Source organism: Streptomyces javensis (assembly GCF_039525925.1).
GTDB classification, from domain to species: domain Bacteria; phylum Actinomycetota; class Actinomycetes; order Streptomycetales; family Streptomycetaceae; genus Streptomyces; species Streptomyces asiaticus.
Map to the genome: position 1 here is coordinate 13,332 of NZ_BAAAIF010000012.1, position 14,107 is coordinate 27,438.

Consider the following 14,107-nt stretch of genomic DNA (forward strand, 5'->3'; position numbering starts at 1 on the left):
TCCCCCGCGTGGAAGTACGATCCACCGCATGGACGTTCGAGTCACTCGCTACGATCACCCTGACGCCCGCAAACTCGACGCGGAAGTGCAGGTGGAGTACGCCGAGCGCTACGGCGACGGTGATCTGACGCATATGGACGCGGCCCACTTCGACCCGCCGCACGGGCTCTACCTCATCGCGTACGACACGGACGGCACCCCGGTCGCGAGCGGCGGCTGGCGCAGCCAGGAGCGGAGCGAGGAGGGCTACGAGGACGGGGACGCCGAGATCAAGCGGATGTTCGTGGTGCGCGCGGCGCGCGGGCGGGGGCTGGCCCGGCGGATCCTCGCGGCACTGGAGGACAGCGCGCGGGAGGCGGGACGGGTGCGGATGGTCCTGGAGACCGGCCTTGAGCAGCCCGAGGCCATCGCGCTGTACACGTCGTCCGGCTACACACCGGTGACGAAGTTCGGTTACTACCGCTTCGAGGAGACCAGCCGCTGCTACGCCAAGCTCCTTACGGACGCCACGAACGCCACGGGCACGACGAACGCCACGGGCTCGACGGGCACGACGGGCCTTACGGACGGGCTGACGAATGGGCTGACGGGCGCGCCCGTCGGCCCATGACGAGGGGGCCCGCTCCGAACTCGGAGCGGGCCCCCTGACACCTGTCGCGTCTCCGCGCCCCGGTCAGCGCTGACCGGCGAACTTCTTGCTGATGGCGTCGAACACGCCCTTGGCCTCGGTCCCCAGGTGCGGCCCGGCGAGCCAGGTGTGTCCGTACGAGCCGATCGAACTGTTGGACACCAGCACCGTCTTACCGCCGTGGTTGACGAACCAGCCACCGCCCGAGGTCCCGCCGGTCATCGAGCAGCCGATCCGGTACATCGTCGGCGAGGTGGGCGAGAACGACAGCCGGCCCGGCCTGCTGGTGCAGTTGAACATCTTCGCCCCGTCGTACGGCGGGGCCTGCGGATAGCCATACGCGCCGATCGAGCTCACCTGGTCGGCCGACGGCGCCCCGAACCACACCGGCACCGAGGCCCCGACCGTCTCCTGCAACGACTTGCCGCCACCGTTCTCGGGCTTCAGATGCAGCACCGCGAAGTCGTACGCCGACCCCACCCCGCCGGTCTTACCGCCGTCCGCGATCCACTCGGACGAGGTCTGCGACCAGTCCGCCCACCACACTCCGTAGGGGGTGACCTCGTTCTGCGCCGCCGACTGGGTCTGCTCGGCCGGCAGTCCGTTGTCGTTGTACGAGGGCACGAACACGATGTTGCGCATCCAGCCGCCCTGCTTGCCGGAGTGCACACAGTGGCCCGCGGTCCACACCAGGTTGGACTTCCCCGGGTGGGCCGGGTCGTCGATGACCGTCCCGGAGCAGACCATCGGCCCCTCGGGACTGTCGAAGAACACCTTCCCGACCGGCGCCATGTTCTGGTGGTACGGCCGCGAAACCTGCTTGGCAGGCACGGCGGGCGGCTCGGGGTCGGTGGCCGCCTGGTCCTGTCCGGCGCTCTGCGTGGAGACGGTGTGCGACGAGTCCTTCGCCTTGGCCATCCTGGACGGCTGCCAGAAGTTCTTGATGATCGGATTGGCGAATTCCGATGCCTTGCGGGCCCACTTGTCCCAGTCCTTCCAGCCGCCCTCCTTCCACTTCTTCAGGTCGTCCAGACTCGTCGGGACGCCATCGGGCAGCTTGATCCCGTCCTTGGCCTGCTGCCCGCTGGACGCGGCCGAGGAGTTCGACGAGGAAGCCGCCTCGTCGTCGCCGGGCCCGCAAGCCGAAGCGGAGACCACCAGCAGCGCGGTCATGGCCGCGGCCGCCACGGTGGAACGGCGTATGAGTGGCATGGAGCCTTATCCCCCTGTTGTGGTGCAGTTGTTGTGCTGTGATGTGCTGTGCCGTCCTCTGCCCTACGGCGCTTTCACGCCATGGAGCCACAGGACCGGGCACCTACTATGCCCGTGCCCCTGGCCTGCGCCATCACCTGTCCCCCGGCCCGCACCAAACACGAACGCGGTAAGCACGATTCCATGACATCGCGCCCGCCCCACGCCTCCGGAACGCTCAGGGAGAGACCAGCAGCAGCATCGCCATCGTCACCTGAGCGGCCCCCTGTAGCTTGACCGCCCACGACCGCGCCGAGGGAAACGGCAGCCACTCCCGAGGACAGCCGACGGCGAAGACCCCGAACGCCGCAGACGCCAGAAACGACCCGAAGATCACCGAGCCGGGTATGGAAGAGCACTGGTTGCCGTACATGACGCAATCGGCGGCCCGCTCCGTCATGAGGGCGAGGACGATGCTGACGACGGCCGTGGGCACCAGCAGTACGAGGCCGACCTTGGCCACCGTACGGACTCTCCGGTCATGCGCGGCGCCGGCCGCCTCGTCGGCACCCGGTCCCGCGGAAGCTGTCTCGTTCACCGTTCCACCCAACCGCGCACGAGCCGCCCGCGGATCGTGCCAGGTACTCATTCCCCTTGAGTACCGCGGCTCATCCGCCCCTGCCCCGCCCCGTCGGCCGGACGCCCACCCGAGCGGATCAAGCCCGGTGGCGACGCGGAGAGACCTCCCTGAGGCTTGATCGCATACGAACACGGGCCTCCATGTGCCAGGGGTCTGCTCTGCGGCGCTTTCGAAGGAGACACACCATGGCCGCTTCTGGGGGTTCCCGACGTTCGGAGAGCGATGTCGCGGCGTTCACGGCCTCGCCACAGCTCGCCCAAGCGTTGCAGCAGATCGTGGTGGACCTCGTCGAACTGCATCTCCAGGGCAAACAGGCCCACTGGAACGTGGTCGGCCACAACTTCCGCGACCTCCACCTTCAGCTGGATCAGATCGTGGACGACGCCCGCGAGTCGGCCGACACCATCGCCGAACGCATGCGCGCCCTGGCCGCTATCCCGGACGGCCGCTCCGAGACCGTGGCGGCGACCACCACACTCCCCGCGTTCCCGGCGGGCGAGGCGAGCGTGAGCGCCGTCGTCGACCTCATCACCGCCCGCCTACGCGCCACCGCCGACACCCTCCGCACCCTCCACGACCAGGTCGACAGCGAGGATCCCGCCACGGCCGACCTGCTGCACGCGATCATCGACTCCCTGGAGAAGCACGCCTGGATGGTCAGCGCGGAAAACCGCTCAGCCTGATCCCCACCGCACGATCCCCAAACACCAAAAAGCCCCCGCCGGATTTCCCCGGCGGGGGCTTTGAGCTGCTGTGGACCTGAGGGGATTTGAACCCCTGACCCCCTCGATGCGAACGAGGTGCGCTACCAGTCTGCGCCACAGGCCCTTGCAACGAGTGAAACTCTAGCATCCCCTCCGGGGTGCTTGGTAATCCGTTCCTCGCTGGTCAGTGAAGGGCCCGTCACTCGTTGGCAGCACGCGGCCGGTCCTCGTCGGCGTACTGGTCGAAGAGGGGGGTGCGGCCGCGGTCGCGGGTGCCGCGGGGTGGGGCGGCGACCGGGTCCGGGGCCGGGGCGGGGTCATGGGCGGAGGCGGGGTCGACGGTGCTGGAGCGGGCCGAGCTCCAGGCGTCGGGGGCGGCCAGGTCGACGCTGCCGGTGGCGCGCGGGGCGACCGGGGCGGTGACGTAGGTGGGCAGCGGTACGGGCACCGGCTCCCAGCCGTCACCGGCCGCCGGGCCCCGCTCGCGCTCGCGCTCCTGGTCCACCCACTCGGCGTGATCGGTCTGCTCCACCAGCGCGCGGCGCCCGGCCGCGTGCGGCGAGGGCGCCTTCGCGGGGGCGGGCTCGGTCTCGGCGGAGGCGGGAGGGTCGATGGGGCGGTCCTCGGCGGAGGGGCCCTCGGCGGGCGGATGGGCCCGCGGACGACGGCGCTCACGCAGTCGCTGCGCGGCCTGCTCGGCGTGGCGCTGGTCCATGGTGAAGGCGAAGCGCCGGCGCTCCTGCGCACGAAGGTAGGCGATATAGGCGCTGAGCAGTATGGCCGGGATGCCCGGGGCCCACAGGAAGGCGAGGCCGCCCACGGCCGCGACGATCGCGCCGAGGGTGAAGGCGACGAAGAGGATCACAGTGGTGCGGCGGCGGCGCGCGAGCACTCGCGCGCGCCGTCCGCGGTCCAGCGCGCTCCAGCCTCCGCCGCCCGCCCCGCGTGCACCACTCGCGCCCCCGGCGCCCGCGGCCCGCGCCCCGCTCGTACCTCCGCCGCTCGCGCCGCGCGCACCGCTCGCGCTCCCGGCCGCCGGTGCCGACGCGCCCTCGGCGGAGGCGTCGGCGCCCGTGGGGGCGGGGGCGCGCAGGGTTACGGGCTCGGCGAAGGCCCGGACGTCGACCGCGTCGGTCACCGCTTCCGGGTCGGCCGCATAGCGCCCCGGCTCGGCGGGGCCACCACCCGTGACGGGGGCGTCCGCGTCCTCGGCGGTGCGCTCGGCGGGGTCGTCCGCCGGGTCCCCGGGGCGCTCGAGGTCCACACGGCTTTTGGCGTAACGACGCTCCATGCCCGCCCGTCCGGACAGCAGCCGGATGGCGGTGCTGAAGCGTTCCGTCGGACGGGCCTCATTGAGCTCGTCCTGCCTACGAAGCCACATCGGCACCAAATAGGCGGCCCAGGCCCCGACGATGACTGCGTAGATGAGGCCACTGCTGCTCACGCTCACACGGTAGAGGGGTCCGCATGAGGCCATCTGCCAATTGGCGCGGTGTGTCGCACGATCTGGCTGATATCTCGAAAGTTTTTTGTGATCGTTGGGATGATCAGGTTGGAAATGTTCTCCCGTTATTCGAACGGATATTTTATTTCTGCGATGCTCCTGGTCGGGTCCGGTGCCACCGGTTCAGCAACCCCTCGGACAGTTCCTCCACCGTGAGCGCGTAGACCAGGTGGTCGCGCCATGCCCCGTCGATGTGGAGATAGCGCGGCCGCAGCCCTTCCTGGCGGAATCCGAGTTTCTCCACCACCCGGCGACTGGGCAGGTTCTCGGGCCGGATACACACCTCGATGCGGTGCAGTCCGACGGTGCGGAAGCAATGGTCGACGGCGAGCGCGACCGATGTCGGCATCACTCCGCGCCCGGCCACCGCCTGGTCGACCCAATAGCCGACATGGCCCGAGCACATCGACCCCCAGGTGATCCCGGCGACCGTCAACTGCCCGGCCAGCCGCCCCTGGTACTCGATGATGAACGGCAGCATCCGCCCCGCGTGCGCCTCCGCCCGCAGATGGCGGACCATCTGCCGGTAGGTGGGCCGATGGGTCACGGGGCCGCCCGGAGGGGGCGGTGGGATGGTCGCCTCCCAGCGACGCAGCCACTCCCGGTTGCGCTGGTTGACCTCGCGCCAGGCGCGCTGGTCGCGCAGCTTTATGGGGCGGAGGACGGTGTCGCCGTCCGCCAGCACGACCGGCCAGGGGGCGTTCAGCGCGTGCTCCCGGCCCGCCCCGCGGGATCGGCGGGATCATCGGCGGTGGCTGCGGAATCGGCGGGTCTGCGGTGGTCCCCGCCGTGGATCTGGTCGACCGCGTGGACCAGGAGGCGCCCGAGCACCTTAAGGCCGTCACGCACCCCTCCGGTGGAGCCGGGCAGATTGACGACCAGGGTCGTGCCGACGACCCCGGCCAGCCCCCGGGAGAGCGCGGCGGTGGGCACCTTGGCGAGCCCCTCGGCGCGGATGGCTTCCGCGATCCCCGGAATCTCGTAGTCCAGGACCCGGCGGGTCGCTTCAGGGGTGCGGTCGGTCGGGGTGAGACCGGTGCCGCCGGTGGTCACCACGACGTCGTACGAGGCCGCCACGGCGTCCCGCAGGGCGGCCTCCACCGGATCGCCGTCGGGCACCACGCGCGGGCCGTCCACGGCGAAGCCGAGCCCGGCCAGCCCCTCGGCGATCAGCGGGCCCCCGGTGTCGGCGTAGACACCGGCGGCGGCGCGGTTGGAGGCGGTGACGACCAGGGCGCGGCGTGACGCCGCCGAGCCGCTCACGCCCGGCTCCAGTCGCCGGACTTGCCGCCAGTCTTCTCCTCCACCCGGACGTCGGTGATGACGGCTCCCTTGTCGACGGCCTTGACCATGTCGATCACCGTCAGGGCGGCGACCGAGACCGCCGTCAGGGCCTCCATCTCCACGCCCGTGCGGTCCGTGGTCTTCACGGTGGCGGTGATCTCGACCGCGTCGTCGGCGACCTCGAGGTCCACCGTGACGCCCGACACCGCGAGCGGATGACAGAGCGGGATCAGGTCCGGGGTCCGCTTGGCGCCCATGATGCCCGCGATCCGGGCGGTGGCGAGGGCGTCGCCCTTGGGGAGGCCCTCGCCGCGCAGCAGTTCCACGACGCGCGGCGCCACGCGCACGCGGCCGCTCGCCCGGGCGGTGCGCGCGGTGACGTCCTTGGCCGAGACGTCGACCATGCGGGCGGCGCCCGACGGGTCGAGGTGGGTGAGATGGTCCTGGGCGCTGCTCATCGTTCTCCCGGTCCGGGCCAGGTGGCTCCTGTGTGGGACGACACCGTACCCGCCGCGGTCGGCGGCTAGGCCAGCAGGACGACGTCCACCTCGGCGCCGGGGGCGACCTGGGTGACGTCCTCGGGGACGACGATCAGCGCGTTGGCGTGCGCCATGGCCTTGATCAGGTGCGATCCCGCACCGCCCACCGGGCTGACGGTGGCGGGCCCGTCGAGCGTGGCCGGCTCGTACCAGCCGCGCAGGAACTGGCGCCTGTCCTTGGGCGAGGAGGCGACGCCCTCGGGACAGACCGCCTGGGCGATGGTGCGGTGGACGTCGGTGCTCCCCAGCATGGTGCGGATGACGGGGCGCACGAAGAGCTCGAAGGAGACGTACGAGCTCACCGGGTTGCCGGGCAGGGCCATCAGCGGGGTGTTCTCCGGGCCGACGCGGCCGAAGCCCTGGGGCTTGCCGGGCTGCATGGCCAGCTTGCGGAAGTGCACCTCGTGCATCGCCTCCTTGACCACGTCGTAGGCGCCGACGCTGACCCCGCCGCTGGTGACGACGATGTCGGCGCGGACCAGCTGGTCCTCGACGGCGGCGCGCAGCGTGTCGGCGTCGTCGGCCACCGCGCCCACCCGGTAGGCGATCGCGCCGGCCTCCCGGGCGGCGGCCGTGAGCTGGAAGCTGTTGGAGTCGTGGATACGGCCCGGGCCCGCCTCCTCACCGGGCTGGACCAGCTCGCTGCCGGTGGAGAGCACCACCACCCGCGGCCGGGGCCGCACCATCACGGTGGCGCGGCCGAGCGCGGCCAGCAGCCCGAGCTGTGAGGCGCCCAGGACCGTGCCGGCGCGCAGCGCGAGCTCGCCCGCGTCCGCGTCGCTGCCCCGGGTGCGCACGTGCTGGCCCTCCCGCGCCGGGCGGAAGACGCGCACCCTGCCGCTGCCACCGTGGGGGTCCGAGCCCCGTGCGGGCATATGGGTGACCGGCCCGCTGTCGAGGCCGCCGTCGGTCCACTCGACGGGGACGATGGCCTGGCCACCGGGCGGGACCGGGGCACCGGTCATGATCCGGGCCGCCTCGCCCGGGCCCACGGCGGGCAGGTCACCGCTGCCCGCCGCGATGTCGCCGATGACGGTGAGCACCGCGGGATGGTCCTCGGTCGCGGCCGCGACGTCAGCCGTACGGACGGCATAGCCGTCCATGGAGCTGTTGTCGAACGGCGGAAGCGCGCCGGGGACGGTGACGTCCTCCACCAGGACGCAGCCCTGGGCCTCGAGCAACTGCAACTCGATCGGCTCCAGCGGATGGACGTGCCCGAGGATGTCGTCGAGGTGCTCGGCCACCGTCCAGACCCGGTCCTGGTCCGGGCCGCGGTCCGCGGCCCGTTCTGCGGTGCTGCTCAAGGTGCTACATCTCCTCGGTGACGTAACTGCGAAGCCAATCCCGGAACTCCGGGCCCAGGTCTTCACGTTCGCACGCGAGTCTGACAATGGCACGCAGATAGTCGCCACGGTCGCCTGTGTCGTAACGGCGTCCCTTGAAGACGACCCCGTGCACCGGGCCGCCGAGGTCCGGACTGGAGGCTAGCGCCTGAAGGGCGTCGGTGAGCTGGATCTCGCCACCGCGGCCCGGCTCGGTCTCGCGCAGCACCCCGAAGACGGCCGGGTCGAGCACATAGCGGCCGATGACGGCGTAGTTGCTGGGCGCGTCCGCGGCGTCGGGCTTCTCGACCAGGCCGGTGACCTGGACGACGTCGTCGTCCACGGTCGGCTTGACGGCCGCGCAGCCGTAGAGGTGGATCTGTGCCGGGTCCACCTCCATCAGGGCGATGACGCTGCCGCCATGCTGCTCCTGGACGTCGACCATGCGGGCCAGTAGCGGGTCGCGGGCATCAATGAGGTCGTCGCCGAGGAGGACGGCAAAGGGCTGGTCACCGACGTGCGGGGCGGCACAGAGCACGGCATGGCCGAGCCCCCTGGGGTCTCCCTGGCGGACGTAGTGCATGGTCGCCAGGTCGCTGGACTCCTGGACGCGGGCGAGTCGGGTCTCGTCGCCCTTACGGGTCAGGGCCTCTTCGAGCTCGTAGTTGCGGTCGAAGTGGTCTTCCAGGGGCCGCTTGTTACGACCGGTGATCATGAGGACGTCGGACAGTCCGGCGGTGACTGCTTCCTCGACGACGTACTGGATCGCCGGCTTGTCGACGACCGGCAGCATCTCCTTGGGGGTGGCCTTGGTGGCCGGAAGAAAGCGGGTTCCGAGCCCCGCGGCAGGGATGACAGCCTTGCTGATCCGAGTACGCGATTGAGTCATGTACCGAACCCTATCCGGTGCCTTTGGGACAGATGATGAGTATTCGGTGAATATGGCATGAGACAGGGAGATTGCGCACCCAGTGATCAACACTGACGCTAGTAAGCGCGCGTTGCGGAGACGTCACCTGACGATGAGGTCCAGGTTGACGGCGGATGACATCGAGACGGCCGGCGCCGCTCTGGCGTGTCGCGCCCTGGAGCTTCCCGAGCTTGCCGGGGCGGCCACGGTGGCGGCCTATGTGTCCATGGGCGGCGAGCCCGGTACGCACGCCCTGAGGGAGGCCCTGCGCGCCCGCGGGGTCCGGGTGCTGCTTCCGGTGCTGCTCGAGGACGACGATCTCGACTGGGGCGAGGACGCGGGGCCCGGTCGGCTGGCGCCCGCCCGGCGCGGCCTGCTGGAGCCCGAGGGGCCGCGGCTCGGCCCGGACGCGGTGACCGGAGCGGACGTGGTGCTGCTGCCCGGGCTCGCGGTGGACCGGCGCGGGATGCGGCTGGGCCGCGGCGGCGGCTCGTACGACCGGGTGCTGGCTCGGCTGGCTGCGGCGGGGGCCGATCCGGCGCTGGTGGTGCTGCTGTACGACGGCGAACTGCTGGACGAGGTGCCCGAGGAGGCCCACGACCGTCCGGTGCACGCGGCGGTGACGCCCTCGGGCCTCCACCGCTTCACGCCACGGCCCCACTGAAGGCGCCCGGAGGCGCCTGTCGGCGGGGCCGCGAGGGTCGAAGGGCCCGGGGACCGACCGGGGGCGGAAACGCCCCTCAGACGGCCACCGGGCCCTTCGGGGGCCCATGCGGGGCCCCGGGTGCTCCATGGATCGCTACGGGGTGAGCGCCAGCTCGTCCTCCGTCGACTTGTCCACGGCGCTCTTGTTGAACGCCCAGGGCAGCAGCTCGCCCTTCGCCCACTTCTCGGTCTGGTCCGTGTAGTGCGCGTTGTAGGCGTGGCCGGAAGCGCCGGTGAGGTTGATCCAGCGCGACTTGTCGAGGTTGTCGAGGTTGACGACCATCCGCATCGAGGGGACCCAGGTGACGTCGTAGCCGCCCGCCGCGTTCCAGCCGGTGGCGTTGACCGCCGCCTCGCCGCCGGAGAGGTTCCACGGGCCCCGGTTGAGGAGCCACTGCACCACGCCGGGGCCGTCGGTGCCCAGGGTCTGGTTCTTCAGCGTCAACCGGTGCAGCCGGCCCCAGCTCCAGCTGTTGATGTCCTTGCCCAGCTTGGCGGTGAGCTCCGAGCGCGCGGCCCGCATGGCCTGCCCCAGCAGCTCGTCACGGTTGGTGGCGCCGGGCTTGTTGCGGGTGCCCGCCGTCTTCCACCAGTCGTTCTTCGGGTCCTTGATGATCTTGCGCACGACCTCGTACCAGCGGTCGCCGCCGTCGGGCTGGGCCATGTCGGGGTCGCGCTTACCGCATTCGCGCACCAGCCGGGCGTTGCCGTTCAGGTCCTCCAGCGGACCCGAGTCGTCGGCCGGGCGCACCCGCAGGCACTCCCCCTTGACCCGCAGCTCCTTGGGGAGCTTGTCGCCGAAGGCCAGCTTGAGGGTGTTGCGCCAGACGGCGTTGAAGTACGCGGCGGCCGCCGAGTCCGAGTCCTGGGTGTAGTCCCAGCTCTCCAGCAGCTTCTGGGCCTCGCGTACGTAGTCGTCCTTGACCTCGACCTTCAGCAGATAGGGCGTCAGCAGCTTGGCGATCTCACTGCTGTTGTCCATCTGAAGGGACTGCATGTCATCCGTGGAGATCTTCCCGCCGTCCTTGACCTTCGACTCGATGAGGTCGGTGATGCGCTGGCTCCGCGCGCCGTAGCCCCAGTCGTCGGTCAGCAGATACGGGTAGTTCTTCTTGTCTATGACGGCCTGGTTGGCGGTGACGATATAGCCGCGGTCGGGATTGAGCTCCCAGGGCAGCGCCGACTGCGGAATGTACTTGCTCCACTTGTAGCGCGAATCCCAGCCGGGCGCCGGATAGCGGCCGTCGCCCTTGGAGCGCACCGGGATCTGGCCGGGCGCCTGATAGCCGATGTTGCCCTTGGTGTCGGCGTAGATGAGGTTCTGGGAGGGGACCGCGAAGTCGCGGGCCGCCTTACGGAAGTCGCTGAAGTTCTTGGCGGTGTTGAGCTTGAAGACCGCGTCCATGGTGTTGGACGGGGTCAGCGCGGTCCACTTCAGCGCCACCGCGTAGCCGTCGCCGCGGTCGGGGGCCACGTCATCGGCGCCGGTGCCCACCGGGGCGCTCTTACCGACGTCGGCGAGCTCGTCGTCGCGGTCGGAGACGATCGGACCGTTGTTGGTGGTGCGGACGGTGATCTTACGGCTCGTGCCGCCCGCGACCTTGATGGTCTCCTCGCGGGTGGTGAACGGGAGCTGCTTGCCGTCGTAGAGGTAGCCGTCGGAGGTGACCTTCTCCAGGTACAGGTCGCTGACGTCGGCGCCGAGGTTGGTCATGCCCCAGCTGATGTCCTGATTGTGACCTATGACCACACCGGGCAGACCGGCGAAGGTGAAGCCCGCCGCGTCGTACGGACACTCGCTCGTGACCTGCTTGCAGTGCAGCCCCATCTGGTACCAGACGGACGGCAGCTGGGGCGCCAGGTGCGGATCGTTGGCGAGCAGCGGCTTGCCGGTGGTCGTGTACTTGCCGGAGACCACCCACGAGTTGGAGCCGATACCGGTCCCGTTCGGGCCCAGCAGCGCCGGGACGTCGTCCAGGGTCTTGGAGAGCGAGGACAGCTGCGTTTGCAGCCCCTGAGCGGCTCCGGTGGCCCCTCCGTCCACCGAGCCGGTGCCGCCGGTGCCGCTCGTGGAGCCGGCCGGGGTGCCCTTGGGGTCGAACTCGTCCGTGACCCCGTTGACGGCGCCGCCCTGGACGATCGGCTTGTTCCGGCTGTACGGGTAGGACGGGTAGAGCTCGTCTATCTGCTTGGCGCTGAGCCGGTTGGAAGCCAGGGCGCGGTCCACCTCGTCCTGCATGTTGCCGCGCAGGTCCCAGGCCATCGCCTTCAGCCACGCCAATGAGTCGACCGGGGTCCACTTCTCGGGCTTGTAGCCGTCGTTCTTGAAGTCCAGGGCCGCGTACTCGACCGACAGCGCGTCCCCCTGGTGGTCCTTGAGGTAGGCGTTGACGCCGTCGGAGTAGGCCCGCAGATACTTCTTCGTGGCGGCTGACACCTTGGTGTCGTACTCCTGCTTGGCCACCCGGTGCCAGCCCATGGTGCGCAGGAACGCATCGGTCTCCACCTGGCCGGAACCGAACATCTCCGAGAGCCGGCCCGCCGTCATATGGCGGCGGACGTCCATCTCCCAGAAGCGGTCCTGGGCCTGGACGAACCCCTGGGCGCGGAAGAGGTCCTCGGAGGTGCCGGCGTAGATCTGAGGTATCCCGTAGCCGTCACGTTTGACCTGCACGGGGCCCGACAGCCCCTTCAGCTGAAGCGATCCCGTGGTCTCCGGGAATGAGGCTCGAACGGTACTGATACTCCAGTACGCGCCGTAGCCGACGCCCCCGACGAGCAGCAGCACGACTGCGATCACGATCAGGCGGAGACGTCGGCTCTTCTTCTTTTTGGGAGAAGAGCCGGTTGTGTTGGCGGGCATCGCTGTCCTTCGAGGGGCAGGGTGAACCTGGAGTGCTGGAGCAACCATAGGCGCAGCGCTGTCGCCGCCCCTACGCGGAGTCATGACTGACGCCCTGCACCGGCCACCGCCCGGGCTCGTACACCTCGGTGAAGCCTTCTCGTGGGAGGCTCGCGTCAAGATCCCGTAAAATGTTAGATAAGGCAATGAAGTTCCGGTCGGTGGGGACCCCTCGCAGCGTCCCCTCCGCTCCCGCGAGAAAGGGTCGGCCCCTGACTGTTCACCACCTGAATGAACTGCTGTTGATCTGCTCCCTCGTCCTGCTCTTCGCGGTGGCGGCCGTAAGGGTGTCATCACGCAGTGGACTGCCCACGCTGCTGATCTATCTCGGGATCGGCGTCGCCATCGGCACGGACGGGATCGGCGTCACCTTCAACGACGCCGAGCTGACGCAGATCCTCGGCTACGCCGCGCTGGTCGTCATCCTGGCCGAAGGCGGTCTGGGCACGAAGTGGGGCGAGATCAAACCCGCCCTGCCGACAGCCGCCGTCCTGTCCACCGTGGGCGTCGCGGTGAGCGTGGGGATCACCGCGGCGGCGGGGCACTATGTGGTGGGACTGGACTGGCGGCAGGCGCTGATCATCGGCGCGGTGGTGTCGTCCACGGACGCGGCGGCGGTCTTCTCGGTGCTGCGCACGGTGCCGCTGCCCAAGCGGCTCACGGGCGTCCTGGAGGCCGAGTCGGGCTTCAACGACGCCCCTGTGGTGATCCTGGTGGTCGCCTTCTCCAGCCAGGGCCCCATGGATTCCTGGTACTCCCTGATCGGCAAAATCGCCTTGGAGCTGGCGATCGGCGCGGTGATCGGCATCGCGGTCGGCTGGCTGGGCGCCTACGGCCTGCGGCATGTGGCGCTGCCCGCCTCGGGTCTGTACCCGATCGCGGTGATCGCCATCGCGGTGACCGCCTACGCGGGGGGTTCGCTGGCGCACGGGTCCGGCTTCCTCGCCGTCTACCTCGCCTCGCTCATCATGGGCAACGCACGGCTGCCGCACTGGCCGGCGACGCGCGGTTTCGCCGAGGGGCTGGGCTGGCTCGCCCAGATCGGGATGTTCGTCCTGCTGGGGCTGCTGGTCACCCCGCATGAACTGGGCGATGACATCCTGCCCGCCCTCGCGGTGGGGCTGGTGCTGACCGTGGTGGCCCGTCCGGTGTCGGTCCTGGTCAGCACGGCGCCGTTCCGGCTGCCCTGGCGGGAGAAGGCACTGCTGTCCTGGGCCGGGCTGCGCGGGGCGGTGCCGATCGTACTGGCGACCATCCCGGTGGTCAGCGACGTGCCCGACAGCCGCCGGATCTTCAACATCGTCTTCGTGCTGGTGATCGTCTACACCCTGGTCCAGGGGCCGACCCTGCCCTGGCTCGCCCCCCGGCTGCGGCTCGAGGAGCCCGAACCGGCCGACCTGGGCATCGAGTCGGCGCCACTGGAGCGGCTGCGCGGCCATCTGCTGTCGGTGTCGATCCCCCAGTCGTCCAAGATGCACGGCGTCGAGGTCGGCGAGTTGCGGCTGCCCCCGGGGGCCGCGGTCACCCTGGTGGTCCGGGACGAGAACAGCTTCGTACCACTGCCCTCGACGATGCTGCGGCGCGGCGACGAGCTGCTGGTGGTGGCCACGGACCCGGTGCGCGACGCGGCGGAGCGGCGGCTGCGGGCGGTGGGCCGGGGCGGCAAGCTGGCGGGCTGGCTGGGCACGGGAGCGGGTTGAGGCAGCTGTCGGAGGTCGCCTCGGGCGGTGTTTTCGATCACCGTATGTCTCGTGCCAGTGGACTGACGGACGGGAATA

13 protein-coding genes and 1 tRNA gene are annotated in these 14,107 nt (G+C 70.3%); 4 read left to right on the forward strand and 10 right to left on the reverse strand.

Annotated features, from left to right (window positions below):
• Window positions 1-28: 28 nt before the first annotated feature.
• Complete coding sequence (locus ABD329_RS13580; RefSeq protein ID WP_198277539.1) at window positions 29-610, forward strand: GNAT family N-acetyltransferase; 582 nt, start codon at window positions 29-31, stop codon at window positions 608-610.
• A 63-nt stretch (window positions 611-673) separates the two neighbouring features.
• Here the strand turns inward: ABD329_RS13580 and ABD329_RS13585 are convergent, their stop codons facing one another.
• Together ABD329_RS13585 and ABD329_RS13590 are read right to left on the reverse strand one after the other, a co-directional pair.
• Window positions 674-1,840 (reverse strand): trypsin-like serine peptidase, encoded by a 1,167-nt coding sequence (locus tag ABD329_RS13585; protein WP_198277538.1) that lies wholly within the window; start codon window positions 1,838-1,840, stop codon window positions 674-676.
• A gap of 217 nt (window positions 1,841-2,057) precedes the next feature.
• Window positions 2,058-2,417 carry a hypothetical protein gene (locus tag ABD329_RS13590; protein ID WP_198277537.1) on the reverse strand — a complete coding sequence of 120 codons (360 nt, stop codon included), beginning with the start codon at window positions 2,415-2,417 and terminating at the stop codon, window positions 2,058-2,060.
• Window positions 2,418-2,644: 227 nt separating this feature from the next.
• Here ABD329_RS13590 and ABD329_RS13595 point away from each other — a divergent pair, with 227 nt between their 5' ends.
• Window positions 2,645-3,142, forward strand: coding sequence for a Dps family protein (locus ABD329_RS13595; protein WP_198277536.1), 498 nt, complete (start codon window positions 2,645-2,647; stop codon window positions 3,140-3,142).
• Between the two features lie 71 nt (window positions 3,143-3,213).
• Here ABD329_RS13595 and ABD329_RS13600 read toward each other — a convergent pair.
• The 7 genes from ABD329_RS13600 to galU all read right to left on the reverse strand — a co-directional run bounded on the left by ABD329_RS13600 (window position 3,214) and on the right by galU (window position 8,701).
• Window positions 3,214-3,287, reverse strand: a tRNA-Ala gene (locus tag ABD329_RS13600).
• Between the two features lie 75 nt (window positions 3,288-3,362).
• The gene (gene sepX / locus ABD329_RS13605; RefSeq protein WP_425574327.1) at window positions 3,363-4,607 is read right to left on the reverse strand and encodes a divisome protein SepX/GlpR; all 1,245 of its coding nucleotides are present in this window, start codon (window positions 4,605-4,607) and stop codon (window positions 3,363-3,365) included.
• A gap of 142 nt (window positions 4,608-4,749) precedes the next feature.
• Window positions 4,750-5,373 carry a GNAT family N-acetyltransferase gene (locus ABD329_RS13610; protein WP_037948207.1) on the reverse strand — a complete coding sequence of 208 codons (624 nt, stop codon included), beginning with the start codon at window positions 5,371-5,373 and terminating at the stop codon, window positions 4,750-4,752.
• Window positions 5,370-5,930, reverse strand: a complete 561-nt coding sequence (locus ABD329_RS13615) for a MogA/MoaB family molybdenum cofactor biosynthesis protein (protein WP_198278123.1) — start codon at window positions 5,928-5,930, stop codon at window positions 5,370-5,372. The genes ABD329_RS13610 and ABD329_RS13615 overlap by 4 nt, the downstream gene beginning before the upstream one ends.
• Window positions 5,927-6,409: a cyclic pyranopterin monophosphate synthase MoaC gene (moaC, locus tag ABD329_RS13620; RefSeq protein WP_138914182.1), complete on the reverse strand. Its 483-nt coding sequence runs from the start codon at window positions 6,407-6,409 to the stop codon at window positions 5,927-5,929. Before moaC ends, ABD329_RS13615 begins: the two co-directional genes overlap by 4 nt.
• Before the next feature lie 65 nt (window positions 6,410-6,474).
• On the reverse strand, window positions 6,475-7,794 hold the full coding sequence (gene glp, locus ABD329_RS13625; protein ID WP_198278124.1) for a molybdotransferase-like divisome protein Glp: 1,320 nt from the start codon (window positions 7,792-7,794) through the stop codon (window positions 6,475-6,477).
• A 4-nt stretch (window positions 7,795-7,798) separates the two neighbouring features.
• Complete coding sequence (gene galU / locus ABD329_RS13630; RefSeq protein ID WP_198278125.1) at window positions 7,799-8,701, reverse strand: UTP--glucose-1-phosphate uridylyltransferase GalU; 903 nt, start codon at window positions 8,699-8,701, stop codon at window positions 7,799-7,801.
• A gap of 85 nt (window positions 8,702-8,786) precedes the next feature.
• Here galU and ABD329_RS13635 point away from each other — a divergent pair, with 85 nt between their 5' ends.
• A complete protein-coding gene (locus tag ABD329_RS13635) occupies window positions 8,787-9,386 on the forward strand; it encodes a 5-formyltetrahydrofolate cyclo-ligase (RefSeq protein WP_425574330.1) in 600 nt (199 codons plus the stop codon).
• Window positions 9,387-9,521: 135 nt separating this feature from the next.
• On the opposite strand, the gene ABD329_RS13640 is transcribed toward ABD329_RS13635, so the two are convergent.
• Entirely contained in the window at window positions 9,522-12,290 is a 2,769-nt protein-coding gene (locus ABD329_RS13640; RefSeq protein ID WP_198278127.1) for a penicillin acylase family protein, read from the reverse strand.
• A gap of 185 nt (window positions 12,291-12,475) precedes the next feature.
• Here ABD329_RS13640 and ABD329_RS13645 point away from each other — a divergent pair, with 185 nt between their 5' ends.
• Window positions 12,476-14,029: a potassium/proton antiporter gene (locus ABD329_RS13645; protein WP_198278128.1), complete on the forward strand. Its 1,554-nt coding sequence runs from the start codon at window positions 12,476-12,478 to the stop codon at window positions 14,027-14,029.
• The last annotated feature ends 78 nt before the right edge of the window (window positions 14,030-14,107 follow it).

Bases quoted from the DNA above. Each gene is read 5' to 3' on its own strand.
- ABD329_RS13580 (WP_198277539.1), top strand. From the start codon at position 29: ATGGACGTTCGAGTCACTCGCTACGATCACCCTGACGCCCGCAAACTC.
- ABD329_RS13585 (WP_198277538.1), bottom strand. From the start codon at position 1,840: ATGCCACTCATACGCCGTTCCACCGTGGCGGCCGCGGCCATGACCGCG.
- ABD329_RS13595 (WP_198277536.1), top strand. From the start codon at position 2,645: ATGGCCGCTTCTGGGGGTTCCCGACGTTCGGAGAGCGATGTCGCGGCG.
- moaC (WP_138914182.1), bottom strand. From the start codon at position 6,409: ATGAGCAGCGCCCAGGACCATCTCACCCACCTCGACCCGTCGGGCGCC.
- galU (WP_198278125.1), bottom strand. From the start codon at position 8,701: ATGACTCAATCGCGTACTCGGATCAGCAAGGCTGTCATCCCTGCCGCG.
- ABD329_RS13640 (WP_198278127.1), bottom strand. From the start codon at position 12,290: ATGCCCGCCAACACAACCGGCTCTTCTCCCAAAAAGAAGAAGAGCCGA.
- ABD329_RS13645 (WP_198278128.1), top strand. From the start codon at position 12,476: ATGAAGTTCCGGTCGGTGGGGACCCCTCGCAGCGTCCCCTCCGCTCCC.